This is a genomic window from Pedococcus sp. 5OH_020, from assembly GCF_027812955.1.
Lineage (GTDB): Bacteria > Actinomycetota > Actinomycetes > Actinomycetales > Dermatophilaceae > Pedococcus.
The window spans coordinates 320,908-333,319 of sequence record NZ_JAPYZV010000004.1; the positions used below are offsets into that span (position 1 = coordinate 320,908).

Consider the following 12,412-nt stretch of genomic DNA (forward strand, 5'->3'; position numbering starts at 1 on the left):
CATGCTCAGAGCTGCTGTCGCCGGCGCCTCCGGCTATGCCGGAGGAGAGATCCTCCGGCTCCTCCTGGCCCATCCCGAGGTCGAGGTGGGCGCCATCTGCGGCGGGACGAGCGCCGGGCAGCGGCTCGGCTCCCTGCAGCCACACCTGACGCCCTTGGCCGACCGGATGCTTGAGGACACCAGCGCCCGGACCCTGGCCGGCCACGACGTGGTCTTCCTCGCCCTGCCGCACGGGCACTCGGCCCAGCTAGCGGTGCAGCTGTCGCAGGACGTGGTCGTGGTGGACTGCGGGGCCGACTTCCGGCTGCGCGACCGCGGCGCCTGGGAGGCGTACTACGACACCCCGCACGCCGGCTCCTGGGCCTACGGGCTCCCCGAGCTGCCGCTGACCAGCGGCGGACACCAACGGGACTCCCTGGCCCGGACAACACGCATCGCTGTGCCCGGCTGCTACCCCACGGCGGCCAGCCTGGCGCTTGCGCCCGGCTTCGCCGCGGGGCTCCTCCAGCGGCAGGACGTGGTCATCGTCGCGGCGTCGGGTACGTCCGGGGCCGGCAAGTCCCTCAGGCCGCACCTGCTCGGCGCGGAGGTGATGGGGGCGATGTCCCCCTACGGGGTGGGCGGTGTCCACCGGCACACTCCCGAGATCGAGCAGAACCTGTCGGACGCGGCGGGAGGACCTGTCACCGTCTCCTTCACACCGACGCTCGCGCCCATGCCGCGTGGCATCCTGGCCACGTGCACGGCGCGGCTCGACCCTGCGGCGGACGCCTCGCCGGAGGCGGTCCGCGCGGCCTGGGAGAAGGCCTACCTCGAGGAGCCGTTCGTGCACCTGCTTCCGGCCGGGCAGTGGCCGTCCACCGGGGCTGTCCTCGGCAGCAACTCGATGCACCTGCAGGTGGCGGTCGACGAGAGGGTCGGACGCGTGGTCGCGACGGCGGCGGTCGACAACCTCACCAAGGGCACTGCGGGGGCAGCGGTCCAGTGCATGAACCTCGCCCTGGGCCTGCCCGAGGGACTCGGGCTGCCGGTGGCAGGAGTCGCGCCGTGAGCCTCCCGCTGCACCTGATGAAGCACGCTGAGCCGGTCGCCTTCGCTCGGCTGGCAGCCCGTGAGGAGCCCTCGTGGGACTGGCGTGACGGACCGCTCGCCTCGATCACGTACACCGACAGTGAGACCTCGGTCGTCGGCGCGTACGACGCGATGCCCCCGGGCGTGGTCAAGCAGGGCCCCCTCACCGCGTTCGAGATCGCCGGTCCGCTCGACTTCAGCATGGTGGGAGTCCTGTCCGGGCTCCTGGAGCCGCTGGCGCGCCAGGGGATCAGCATCCTCGCCCTCTCTACGTACGACACCGACTGGATCCTCGTGGACAGCGCCCGCAGCGACGACGCGGCGGCCATCTGGAAGCGCGGCGGACAGACCGTGGCTCCGGCCCGCCTGACGGGCAGGGCGTCGTGAGCGTCACCACTGCCAGGGGGTTCCGTGCGGCGGGGGTGGCGGCGGGACTCAAGGCGAGCGGGGCCACGGACCTCGCCCTGGTCGTCAACGACGGACCCGACCACCACGGGGCGGCGGTCTTCACGAGCAACCGGGTGGAGGCCGCGCCGGTGACCTGGTCCCGGCAGGTGGTCCAGGACCACCGGGTCGACGCAGTGGTGCTCAACTCGGGCGGCGCCAACGCCTGTACCGGCGCACAGGGCTTCGTGGACACCCACACCACGGCCGAGAAGGTCGCCGAAGCCCTCGGCGTGTCCGCGGCAGATGTCGTCGTGTGCTCCACCGGCCTCATCGGCACCCTGCTTCCGATGCCCTCGGTGCTGGAGGGAGTGCAGCGCGTGTCAGGTGCTCTTGCATCGGACGGAGGAGGGGCAGCCGCCGTAGCGATCATGACCACCGACACCGTCCCGAAGGAGGCTGCGGCGCAGGGACCGGGCTGGAGCGTGGGAGGTATGGCCAAGGGGGCTGGCATGCTGGCGCCGGCGCTGGCCACCATGCTCGTGGTCGTCACCACGGACGCCGTCGTGCCGGCCCAGCAGCTGGACGGCATCCTCCGCGCCGCCACGGCGGTGACGTTCGACCGCGTCGACTCGGACGGGTGCCAGTCCACGAACGACACTGTCGTGCTGCTGTCCTCGGGAGCCTCCGGGGTGACCGCGGACGTGGCGGAGCTGACCGCCGCGGTCACCGACGTGTGTGCGAGCCTGGCGCGCCAGCTCGTGGCCGACGCCGAGGGCGCTCACCACGACATCGCCATCGAGGTCCGCACCGCCGCCAGCGAGGCCGACGCCCTCGAGGTCGCCCGGTCCGTGGCTCGGAACAACCTCTTCAAGTGCGCGGTCTTCGGCAACGACCCCAACTGGGGACGCGTCCTCGCCGCCGTCGGGACGACCTCCGCGGCGTTCGACCCGAACGACCTGGACGTGTCCATCAACGGAGTCGAGGTCTGTCGGCGCGGGGGCCTGGGAGAGGACCGGTCACTGGTGGACCTCGCCCCCCGGGAGGTCCACGTGACCGTCGACCTGCACGCCGGGCAGGAGAGCGCGACGGTGTGGACCAACGACCTCACGCACGAGTACGTGCACGAGAACTCGGCATACTCCTCATGACCGGGACCAACACGGTCCGGGGGCACATCGGTGCCGCAGCCCTCCGGGTGGCGCAGGGGAAGGCCCAGACCCTCGTGGAGGCCCTGCCCTGGCTGGAGCGGTTCCGCGGCGCCCTTGTGGTCGTCAAGTACGGCGGGAACGCCATGGTCGACGACGCGCTGAAGGCAGCCTTCGCGCAGGACGTCGCCTTCCTGCGGTACGCCGGGCTGCGTCCGGTCGTGGTGCACGGGGGAGGGCCGCAGATCGCCCGGATGCTCGACCGGCTCGGGCTGCACAGCGAGTTCAGGGGCGGGCTCCGGGTGACCACGCCGGAGGTGATGGACGTCGTCCGGATGGTGCTGACCGGGCAGGTCGGCCGTGAGCTGGTGGGCCTGCTTAACCAGCACGGACCGGTCGCCGTGGGACTCTCCGGCGAGGACGCCGGGCTCTTCGGCGCTCGTCGGCGAGGCACCGAGGTGGACGGCCGGCAGGTGGACCTCGGGCTCGTCGGGGACGTCGTGACGGTGAACCCGGGAGCGGTCCAGGACATCGTCGACGCCGGACGCATCCCCGTCGTGTCCACCGTGGCCCCCGACCTCGACGTCGAGGGCCAGGTGCTGAACATCAACGCGGACACGGCGGCCGCGGCCCTGGCGGTCGCGCTCGGCGCCCACAAGCTGGTGATGCTGACCGACGTGGAGGGTGTGTACGGCGCCTGGCCCGACCGCGGCTCCCTGCTGTCCTCGCTCACCGTCAGTGGTGCCCGAGACCTGCTGGACCGGGTCGACGCCGGCATGATCCCCAAGCTGGAGGCCTGCGTGCGGGCCGTCGACAACGGTGTGCCGCAGGCCCACGTCATCGACGGACGCCAGCCACACTCGCTGCTCCTGGAGGTCTTCACCTCCGAGGGCATCGGCACGATGATCCTCCCCGACCGGGTCGGGGGCCACCACGACGGAGCAGGTGACCGCTGATGGGTTCGCTGCAGCAGGAGCTTCTCGACCGGTACGAGGCGTCGGTGCTCGGCGTCTTCGGCCGGCCACCTCTGGTCTTGTCCCACGGTGACGGCTGCATGGTCTGGGATGTGGACGGTCACCGCTACCTCGACCTGGTCGGCGGCATCGCGGTCAACGCGCTGGGCCACGGGCATCCGGCGCTGGTGTCCGCGGTCAGCAAGCAGGCCGGCGAGGCCATCCACATCTCCAACCTCTTCACCTCGCGGGCGCAGGTGGAGCTCGCCGAACGGCTTCTGGAGATCGCCGGGGCGCCGCAAGGGTCTGCGGTGTTCTTCGCGAACTCCGGTGCGGAGGCCGTGGAGGCTGCGATCAAGCTGAGCCGGCGCACCGGCCGCACCGGTCTGGTCGCGGCCGAGGGCGCGTTCCACGGACGAACGACGGGCGCGCTCGCCCTGACGCACAAGGCCGCGTACCGCGAGCCCTTCGAACCGCTCATCCCGTCGGTCACGCACGTCCCCTATGGCGACGTGGAGGCGCTGCGAGCCGCCGTGGGACCGGACACCGCGGCAGTCGTCCTCGAGCCCGTCCAGGGTGAGGCAGGGGTGCTGGCTCCCGACCCCGGCTACCTTCGACAGGCCCGCGAGCTCACTCGCTCCCACGGGGCGCTGCTCGTGGTGGACGAGATCCAGACCGGCATCGGCCGGACCGGCAGCTGGTTCGCCTTCCAGCAGACGGCTATCGTCCCCGACGCCATCACGGTGGCCAAGGGGCTCGGTGGCGGCGTACCGGTGGGCGCGCTCCTCACCTTCGGCTCGGACGTGTCCGCACTGCTGACGGTGGGCCAGCACGGGTCCACGTTCGGCGGGAACCCGCTGGCGGCCGCCGCTGGGCTCGCAGTCATAGACACGATCGAGAGACAGGGGCTGCTCGCGCATGCCACCGCTGCGGGGGAGCACCTGGCCCGTGCGGTCACGGCGCTGAGCCATCCTCTGGTGACCGGCGTACGCGGCGTGGGCCTGCTCCGGGCCATCACGCTGGCCCATCCGGTGGCCGCCGAGGTGGCCGCACGAGCGAGGGACGCCGGCTTCATCGTCAACCCCGTCGCGCCGGACGCCCTGCGGCTGGCGCCGCCCCTGGTGGTCAGCCTCGAGGAGCTGGACAGCTTCGTCGAGGCTCTGCCGGCCCTGCTGGACGACACCTCCACGGCGGCCGGACGATGAGCGTGCGGCACTTCCTGCGCGACGACGACCTGTCCGCCGCCGAGCAGGCCCTGGTCCTGCGCCGGGCCCGCGAGCTCAAGGCCGAACCGTTCTCACGCCGGCCGCTCGCGGGCCCGCAGCAGGTCGCCGTCCTCTTCGACAAGCCGACGCTGCGCACGCAGGTCTCCTTCGCCGGCGCCATCGCGGGCCTGGGTGGGCATCCGCTCATCGTCGACGGCGCTCTGGCACAGGTGGGCGTGCGCGAGTCCGTGGCCGACACCGCGCGCGTGCTCGGCCGCCAGTGCGCCGCCGTCGTCTGGCGCACCTATGGCCAGGACCGTCTCGAGGAGATGGCGGCCCACGCAGGCGTCCCGGTCGTGAACGCCCTCACCGACGACTTCCACCCGTGCCAGATCCTTGCGGACCTGCTCACCATCACCGAGCATCGCGGCGACCCGGCCGGCCTGGCGTTGGCGTACGTCGGGGACGGTGCGAACAATATGGCGCACTCGTACCTGCTCGGAGGCGCGCTCGCCGGCATGCATGTGCGGATCGGGACGCCGCGGGACCATGAGCCGGACGACGCGGTGCTCAAGCGTGCGGCCGGGCTCGCGGCCGAGCAGGGCGGCTCCGTGTCGGTCCTGCACGAGGCGACCGCCGCCGTGGACCGGGCCGACGTCGTGGTGACCGACACCTGGGTGTCCATGGGGATGGAGGGGCAGAAGGCGCAGCGCCAGGGAACGGCCAGCCCCTTCGTGCCGTTCGCCGTCACCTCTGCCCTCATGGCCTCGGCCGCAACGGACGCCCTGTTCCTGCACTGTCTGCCTGCCTACCGGGGCGTCGAGGTGGCCGCGGAGGTCATCGACGGTCCGCAGTCGGTCGTCTGGGACGAGGCGGAGAACCGGCTGCACGCCCAGAAGGCGCTGCTCTCGTTCCTGCTGGAGGGCGGCGCATGAGCCTTGCGGCCACCCGGACGGGACGGCAGCAGCGGATCGTGGAGATCCTGGCCCGGACCGATGTCCGATCCCAGGGCGAGCTGCTCGACCTGCTGGCGGCGGACGGTATCGAGGTCACGCAGGCCACCCTGTCGCGGGACCTGCTGGACCTCGGAGCCGTCAAGGTCCGTGCCGGAAGGGCCCTGGTGTATGCCGTTCCCGGGCAGGGCGGGGACCGCACCGCTCGCCCGGCCCGGGACGGCGAGCAGCTGACGGGGCGGCTGCGCCGCGTCTGCGAGGAGCTGCTCGTCACGGCGGAGCCCTCCCACAACCTCGTGGTGCTGCGAACACCTCCCGGAGCGGCCAGCTTCCTGGCCTCCGCGATCGACCAGACCGAGCTCTCCGGCGTCCTCGGCACGATCGCGGGGGACGACACGGTCATGATCATCACGGCGGGTGCGGCGGCCAGCCGTCGGACGGCGGCTGACCTGTTGCGCCTGGCCGCGGCGCACGAATGACCACACCGGAGCCGGCGGGCTCGGGCGACCAAGGAGTACCAGTGACCCACCATCCCTCAGTCACCGAACCGAGCGACCCGGCGCGGGTCAGCCTGTGGGGCGGTCGGTTCTCCGGGGGCCCGGCCGACGCGCTCGCGGCGCTGAGCCGGTCCACGCACTTCGACTGGCGCCTCGCGCCGTACGACCTCGCCGGCTCGCGTGCCCACGCCCGCGTCCTGCATGCAGCCGGTCTGCTCGGGGACGACGACCTCGACGCCATGCTGGCCGCGCTCGGCCGTCTGGCCGACGACGTGGAGTCCGGTGAGTTCGTGCCGGCCCCGGATGACGAGGACGTGCACACCGCCCTCGAGCGTGGGCTCATCGAACGGGCCGGGGCCGACGTGGGGGGCAGGCTGCGCGCCGGCCGTTCCCGGAACGACCAGATCGCGACCCTGCTGCGCATGTACCTGCGGGACCATGCGCGCGCGGTGGCTGGTCTGGTCCTCGACGTGGTGGACGCGCTGGTGCTCCAGGCAGAGCGGCACCTCGACGTGGCGATGCCCGGTCGCACCCATCTCCAGCACGCTCAGCCCGTACTGCTCGGCCACCATCTGTTGGCACACGCCTGGGCCCTGCTCCGCGACGTCGACCGGCTACGGGACTGGGACCGTCGTACGGCGGTCTCGCCCTACGGGTCCGGTGCACTGGCCGGGTCCTCGCTGGGGCTTGACCCAGAGGCCGTCGCGCGCGACCTCGGGTTCACCACCTCAGTGGAGAACTCCATCGACGGCACGGCGTCCCGGGACTTCGTCGCGGAGCTGTCCTTCGTCCTGGCCATGACGGCCGTGGACGTCTCCCGGCTCGCGGAGGAGGTGGTCCTGTGGGCGACGAAGGAGTTCTCGTTCGTCAGGCTCGACGACGCGTACTCGACCGGGTCGAGCATCATGCCGCAGAAGAAGAACCCCGACGTGGCGGAGCTGGCCCGCGGCAAGGCGGGACGTCTGGTCGGTGACCTCGCGGGACTGATGACGACGCTGAAGTCGCTTCCGCTGGCGTACAACCGAGACCTCCAGGAGGACAAGGAACCGGTCTTCGACGCCGTCGACACGCTGGAGGTGCTGCTCCCCGCGTTCAGCGGCATGGTCGCCACGATGGTCTTCGACACCGAGCGGCTGGCCTCGCTCGCGCCGCAGGGTTTCTCCCTCGCCACCGACATCGCCGAGTGGCTGGTCCGCGAGGGCGTGCCCTTCCGGGTGGCCCACGAGGTCGCCGGGGCCTGTGTCCGAGAGTGCGAGAGCCGAGGCCTGGAGCTCTGGGACCTCGGCGACGAGGACCTCGCCCGGATCTCCGAGCATCTGAACCCGGGGGTCCGGCAGGTGCTCAGCGTGGAAGGTTCCCTCGGGTCCCGCAACGCGAAGGGCGGCACCGCGCCGCAGCGCGTCGCCGAGCAGCTGGTCCGGGTTCGCCAGGAAGCCGCCAGGGGGCGCGCGTGGTCGGCGGAGACCATCGCGGTCCGCTGACCTCCCCCGACCGAACTCACGACTTGCCCAGGTTCGGCCCTGCGCAGAGCCCGACACTCACAACTTCTGTAGTTCGGTCGTGCGAATTACGGGGGTGGAGGCGCTAGGTTCGGCCCTACGGGTCACTGTCGACCCATACGGTTGGACCGAAGGACGGTGTCGGTGTCATGGGTGTCAGGGACGACCTTACGGGGGCTGCCGGGCATGTGGCCGGACTGCGACGGGCGGTGACCGGGCTCACCAAGGAGCTCGGCAACACGATCGACGTGCAACGGCTCCGGGACGACGTCGTACGCCTGGCGGACGATGTCGACCTCGTTGCCAGGGCTGCGGGCGTGGGTTCACAGGACCGCGCCGGGGGACCGGGCGAGATCGTCTTCATCCCGGACGAGGACTACGACCCCGCGCTGTGGTCCGACGCCGAGGACGAGGGCGTCGGCCCCGCACGGGACCACTGAGCATGGCGCAGGTCGACCAGAGCAGCGGCGGCAGGCCCGTCCGCCGTGGCGCGGCTGACCAGGGCGTGAACGCCCCCGGCCGCGCACAGATCGCGGCAAGGACGCTGCGCGGTGACCGCTGGTGGCTCACACCACTGGTGACGTTCGTGTGCTTCACCGCCTGGCTGCTCTACGGCCTGGTGCGGGCCAGCACCCAGAAGGACTACTTCGTCGCCGACTACGGCTATCTCACGCCCTTCGCGTCGCCCTGCCTGTCGACCTCCTGCGTCCCCGGCTCGGCCCATTTCGGCACACCATTCGGAGACTGGCCGCCGCTCATCCCCTTCGCGGTGCTGACGCTGCCGTTCCTGCTGCTGTTCCGGCTGACGTGCTACTACTACCGCAAGGCGTACTACCGCTCCTTCTGGCTGAGCCCGCCGGCGTGTGCGGTGGCGGAGCCGCATCGGGCCTACAGCGGTGAGACCCGGTTCCCGCTCATCGTCCAGAACCTGCACCGCTACTTCTTCTACGCCGCCGTGATCGTCTCGCTGATCAACACGTATGACGTGCTGCACGCCTTCCGCGGCAAGAACGGCAGCTTCGGTCTCGGGCTCGGCACCCTGATCCTGCTCGCCAACGTCGTCCTGCTGTGGTGCTACACCCTGGGCTGCCACTCGTGTCGCAACATCGTGGGCGGCCGGCTCAACCACTTCAGCCGACATCCCTTGCGGTACAAGGCCTGGGGCTGGGTCAGCGCGCTGAACGCCCGGCACATGACCTTCGCCTGGGTCACCCTGGGCAGCCTGGTGGTCACCGATGCCTATATCGCGCTGGTGGCCGCGGGGGCCTTCGGTGACCTACGGATCATCAACTAGCACAACGCCATCGGGCACCGGCATCCCTGACCGTCGGGGCAGACCGGCCGCCCCTGCCCCTGAAGCAGAACCGAAGGAGCCCACGTGACAGACCTCGAGAGGCACGAGTTCGACGTCGTGGTCATCGGCGCCGGAGGTGCCGGGCTGCGCGCCGCCATCGAGGCCCGCGAACAGGGCCTGCGCACGGCCGTCATCTGCAAGAGCCTCTTCGGCAAGGCGCACACGGTGATGGCCGAAGGCGGGATCGCGGCGTCCATGGGAAACGCCAACGCGCGTGACAGCTGGGAGGTGCACTTCCGCGACACGATGCGTGGCGGCAAGTTCCTCAACAACCCGCGGATGGCCGAGCTGCACGCCAAGGAGGCACCCCAGCGGGTATGGGAGCTGGAGACCTACGGGGCGCTCTTCGACCGCACCGCTGACGGTCGCATCAGCCAGCGCAACTTCGGCGGACACGAGTACCCGCGGCTCGCCCATGTCGGCGACCGGACCGGGCTCGAGCTGATCCGCACCCTCCAGCAGAAGATCGTCAGCCTCCAGCAGGAGGATCACCGCGACAGTGGAGACTACGAGGCGCGCCTGAAGGTCTTTCCCGAGCTCACCGTCACCGACATCCTCAAGGACGGCGACGGGGCGGTCGCGGGCGTGTTCGGCTACTGGCGCGAGTCGGGCCGGTTCGTGCAGCTCAGCGCGCCCGCGGTCATCCTCGCAACGGGAGGGATCGGCAAGTCCTTCAAGGTGACGAGCAACTCGTGGGAGTACACGGGTGACGGCCATGCCCTGGCGCTGCGCGCCGGCGCGAGCCTGGTCAACATGGAGTTCATCCAGTTCCATCCGACCGGCATGGTGTGGCCCCCGTCCGTCAAGGGCATCCTCGTCACCGAGTCCGTGCGGGGGGACGGCGGTGTGCTGCGCAACTCCGAGGGCAAGCGCTTCATGTTCGACTACGTCCCGGACGTCTTCCGTGGCCAGTACGCCGAGACGGAGGAGGAGGCCGACCGCTGGTACAAGGACCCCGACTCCAACAAGCGGCCGCCCGAGCTGCTGCCCCGCGACGAGGTGGCACGGGCGATCAACACGGAGGTCAAGGAGGGCCGGGGATCCCCGCACGGCGGCGTGTTCCTCGACGTGTCCACCCGACTGCCCGCCGAGGAGATCCGTCGCCGCCTGCCGTCCATGCACCACCAGTTCAAGGAGCTCGCCGACGTCGACATCACGGCCGAGCCGATGGAGGTGGGTCCGACCTGCCACTACGTCATGGGCGGTGTGGAGGTCGACGCCGACACGGCCGCGACGCGGGTGCCCGGTCTCTATGCCGCCGGTGAGGTGGCCGGCGGCATGCACGGCTCGAACCGGCTGGGCGGCAACAGCCTGTCGGACCTCCTGGTCTTCGGTCGCCGGGCCGGGCTGGGCGCAGCCGCCTACGTGGCAGGCCTGGATGCGAGACCCGTGGTCGCACAGCCGGACGTCGACGAAGCCGCCGCCACGGCGTTGGCGCCGTTCCGCGAGGCCGACGAGAACCCGTACACGGTCCACCAGGAGCTGCAGCAGAGGATGAACGACCTCGTGGGCATCATCCGCCGCGAGGAGGAGGTCCGCGAGGCTCTGAAGGTGCTGGACGGGCTCGATGACCGCGCGGCGTCCGTGGGGGTGGAGGGGCATCGCCAGTTCAACCCTGGATGGCACCTGGCCCTCGACCTGCGCAACATGCTCGCGGTCTGCCGGTGCGTGGCCCTGGCTGCCTTGGAGCGGACCGAGTCGAGGGGCGGGCACACCAGGGAGGACTTCCCCGGGATGGACCCGCAGTGGCGGGGCGTCAACCTGGTCTGCACGCTGGACGGGGAGGGCCAGGTCGAGCTCAGGCATCAGCCGGTGCCCGAGATCCGCCAGGACCTGCTCGAGCTTTTCGAGTACGCGGAGCTGTCGAAGTACCTGACCGGGGACGAGCTGGCGCGCCGAGGACCGGCGCCGCAGGACGGGAGCAGCGCATGACGTACCAGGCGTCGTTCAAGGTATGGCGCGGAGACGCCGAGGGAGGGGACCTGCAGGACTTCACGGTGGACGTCAACGAGGGGGAGGTCGTCCTCGACATCATCCACCGCCTGCAGGCCACCCAGGCGCCTGACCTCGCTGTCCGCTGGAACTGCAAGGCCGGCAAGTGCGGTTCCTGCAGCGCAGAGGTCAACGGCCGCCCGCGGCTCCTGTGCATGACGAGGATGAGCACCTTCACCGAGAGCGAGACGATCACCGTCACGCCCCTGCGTACCTTCCCCGTCACCCGAGACCTGGTCACCGACGTCTCGTTCAACTACGAGAAGGCGCGCCAGATCCCTGCGTTCGCCCCGCCGGCAGACCTGGCGCCGGGGGAGTACCGGATGCAGCAGATGGATGTCGAGCGGAGCCAGGAGTTCCGCAAGTGCATCGAGTGCTTCCTGTGCCAGGACGTCTGTCACGTCGTGCGGGACCACGAGGACAACAAGGCGAGCTTCGCGGGGCCTCGCTTCCTCATGCGCATCGCCGAGCTCGACATGCACCCCCTTGACTCCGCGGACCGCCGCCAGGTCGCCCGCGAGGAGCACGGCCTGGGGTTCTGCAACATCACGAAGTGCTGCACGGAGGTCTGTCCGGAGCACATCAAGATCACCGACAACGCCCTGATCCCCCTGAAGGAGCGCGTCGTGGACCGTCACTACGATCCGGTGGTGTGGCTGGGCAACAAGATCAGGCGCCGCGACAGCTGAGCCGCGGCTTCTTCTCGGAGGACGTCCTGGACGTCGCCGCGTCGCTGCTCGGCGCCACGGTGAGCCACGGGGGAGTCACGGTCCGGCTCACCGAGGTCGAGGCGTATGCCGGCATGGCGGACCCTGGCTCGCACGCCTTCCGTGGGCCGACCCCCCGCACAGAGGTCATGTTCGGAGTGGCGGGCCGTCTCTACGTCTACTTCACGTACGGGATGCACTGGTGCGCCAACGTGGTGTGCGGTCCGGAGGGTGAGGCGAGTGCGGTCCTCCTGCGAGCCGGAGAGGTTGTCGCAGGAGAGGACGTTGCCGCCACACGCCGCGCCCGAGTCGCGCGCCGGGACTGGGCTCGCGGGCCGGCGCGGCTGGCGAGGACTCTCGGGCTCTCGGGCGAGCACACCGGGTTGGACGTCTGCGCTGCGGACGCCGCCGTGCGTTTCACCGCACCGGTCGAGCACGTGCCCGCAAGGCGGGTCCGCACCGGTCCGCGCGTCGGGGTGAGTGGAGCCGGCGGAGACGCGGCGGCCTACCCCTGGCGCTTCTGGCTGGACGGTGAGCCCACCGTGTCCGCGTACCGTCCTGCAAAACCCCGTACCAGGAGCCGCTCGGCATGAGACAGGATGTCTGCCGGTGCTCGGCGAGCGGTGCCGACCTCGATGCCCACGACCAA

Annotated in this window: 13 protein-coding genes; all 13 read left to right on the plus strand. The window is 70.9% G+C overall.

Annotation, left to right across the window (positions count from 1 at the left end; all coding sequences use genetic code 11):
• Window position 1: 1 nt before the first annotated feature.
• The gene (argC, locus tag PHA84_RS09335) at window positions 2-1,051 is read left to right on the plus strand and encodes an N-acetyl-gamma-glutamyl-phosphate reductase (RefSeq protein ID WP_270887820.1); all 1,050 of its coding nucleotides are present in this window, start codon (window positions 2-4) and stop codon (window positions 1,049-1,051) included.
• Window positions 1,048-1,458: an ACT domain-containing protein gene (locus PHA84_RS09340; RefSeq protein WP_270887821.1), complete on the plus strand. Its 411-nt coding sequence runs from the start codon at window positions 1,048-1,050 to the stop codon at window positions 1,456-1,458. The genes argC and PHA84_RS09340 overlap by 4 nt, the downstream gene beginning before the upstream one ends.
• Complete coding sequence (argJ, locus tag PHA84_RS09345) at window positions 1,455-2,606, plus strand: bifunctional glutamate N-acetyltransferase/amino-acid acetyltransferase ArgJ (protein WP_270887822.1); 1,152 nt, start codon at window positions 1,455-1,457, stop codon at window positions 2,604-2,606. Before PHA84_RS09340 ends, argJ begins: the two co-directional genes overlap by 4 nt.
• Window positions 2,603-3,559, plus strand: coding sequence for an acetylglutamate kinase (gene argB / locus PHA84_RS09350; RefSeq protein WP_270887823.1), 957 nt, complete (start codon window positions 2,603-2,605; stop codon window positions 3,557-3,559). Before argJ ends, argB begins: the two co-directional genes overlap by 4 nt.
• A complete protein-coding gene (locus PHA84_RS09355) occupies window positions 3,559-4,761 on the plus strand; it encodes an acetylornithine transaminase (RefSeq protein WP_270887824.1) in 1,203 nt (400 codons plus the stop codon). Before argB ends, PHA84_RS09355 begins: the two co-directional genes overlap by 1 nt.
• A complete protein-coding gene (argF, locus tag PHA84_RS09360; RefSeq protein ID WP_270887825.1) occupies window positions 4,758-5,696 on the plus strand; it encodes an ornithine carbamoyltransferase in 939 nt (312 codons plus the stop codon). Before PHA84_RS09355 ends, argF begins: the two co-directional genes overlap by 4 nt.
• Complete coding sequence (locus PHA84_RS09365; protein WP_270887826.1) at window positions 5,693-6,193, plus strand: arginine repressor; 501 nt, start codon at window positions 5,693-5,695, stop codon at window positions 6,191-6,193. Before argF ends, PHA84_RS09365 begins: the two co-directional genes overlap by 4 nt.
• Window positions 6,190-7,692 (plus strand): argininosuccinate lyase, encoded by a 1,503-nt coding sequence (gene argH, locus PHA84_RS09370; RefSeq protein WP_270887827.1) that lies wholly within the window; start codon window positions 6,190-6,192, stop codon window positions 7,690-7,692. The genes PHA84_RS09365 and argH overlap by 4 nt, the downstream gene beginning before the upstream one ends.
• A gap of 167 nt (window positions 7,693-7,859) precedes the next feature.
• Window positions 7,860-8,150 (plus strand): hypothetical protein, encoded by a 291-nt coding sequence (locus PHA84_RS09375; protein WP_270887828.1) that lies wholly within the window; start codon window positions 7,860-7,862, stop codon window positions 8,148-8,150.
• A gap of 2 nt (window positions 8,151-8,152) precedes the next feature.
• The gene (locus PHA84_RS09380; protein ID WP_270887829.1) at window positions 8,153-9,004 is read left to right on the plus strand and encodes a hypothetical protein; all 852 of its coding nucleotides are present in this window, start codon (window positions 8,153-8,155) and stop codon (window positions 9,002-9,004) included.
• An 84-nt stretch (window positions 9,005-9,088) separates the two neighbouring features.
• The gene (locus tag PHA84_RS09385; RefSeq protein ID WP_270887830.1) at window positions 9,089-10,996 is read left to right on the plus strand and encodes a fumarate reductase/succinate dehydrogenase flavoprotein subunit; all 1,908 of its coding nucleotides are present in this window, start codon (window positions 9,089-9,091) and stop codon (window positions 10,994-10,996) included.
• On the plus strand, window positions 10,993-11,745 hold the full coding sequence (locus tag PHA84_RS09390) for a succinate dehydrogenase/fumarate reductase iron-sulfur subunit (protein ID WP_270887831.1): 753 nt from the start codon (window positions 10,993-10,995) through the stop codon (window positions 11,743-11,745). Before PHA84_RS09385 ends, PHA84_RS09390 begins: the two co-directional genes overlap by 4 nt.
• Entirely contained in the window at window positions 11,709-12,356 is a 648-nt protein-coding gene (locus tag PHA84_RS09395; protein ID WP_270887832.1) for a DNA-3-methyladenine glycosylase, read from the plus strand. The genes PHA84_RS09390 and PHA84_RS09395 overlap by 37 nt, the downstream gene beginning before the upstream one ends.
• Window positions 12,357-12,412: the final 56 nt, after the last annotated feature.

Bases quoted from the DNA above. Each gene is read 5' to 3' on its own strand.
- argC (WP_270887820.1), top strand. From the start codon at position 2: ATGCTCAGAGCTGCTGTCGCCGGCGCCTCCGGCTATGCCGGAGGAGAG.
- argB (WP_270887823.1), top strand. From the start codon at position 2,603: ATGACCGGGACCAACACGGTCCGGGGGCACATCGGTGCCGCAGCCCTC.
- PHA84_RS09355 (WP_270887824.1), top strand. From the start codon at position 3,559: ATGGGTTCGCTGCAGCAGGAGCTTCTCGACCGGTACGAGGCGTCGGTG.
- argF (WP_270887825.1), top strand. From the start codon at position 4,758: ATGAGCGTGCGGCACTTCCTGCGCGACGACGACCTGTCCGCCGCCGAG.
- PHA84_RS09365 (WP_270887826.1), top strand. From the start codon at position 5,693: ATGAGCCTTGCGGCCACCCGGACGGGACGGCAGCAGCGGATCGTGGAG.
- argH (WP_270887827.1), top strand. From the start codon at position 6,190: ATGACCACACCGGAGCCGGCGGGCTCGGGCGACCAAGGAGTACCAGTG.
- PHA84_RS09375 (WP_270887828.1), top strand. From the start codon at position 7,860: ATGGGTGTCAGGGACGACCTTACGGGGGCTGCCGGGCATGTGGCCGGA.
- PHA84_RS09380 (WP_270887829.1), top strand. From the start codon at position 8,153: ATGGCGCAGGTCGACCAGAGCAGCGGCGGCAGGCCCGTCCGCCGTGGC.
- PHA84_RS09390 (WP_270887831.1), top strand. From the start codon at position 10,993: ATGACGTACCAGGCGTCGTTCAAGGTATGGCGCGGAGACGCCGAGGGA.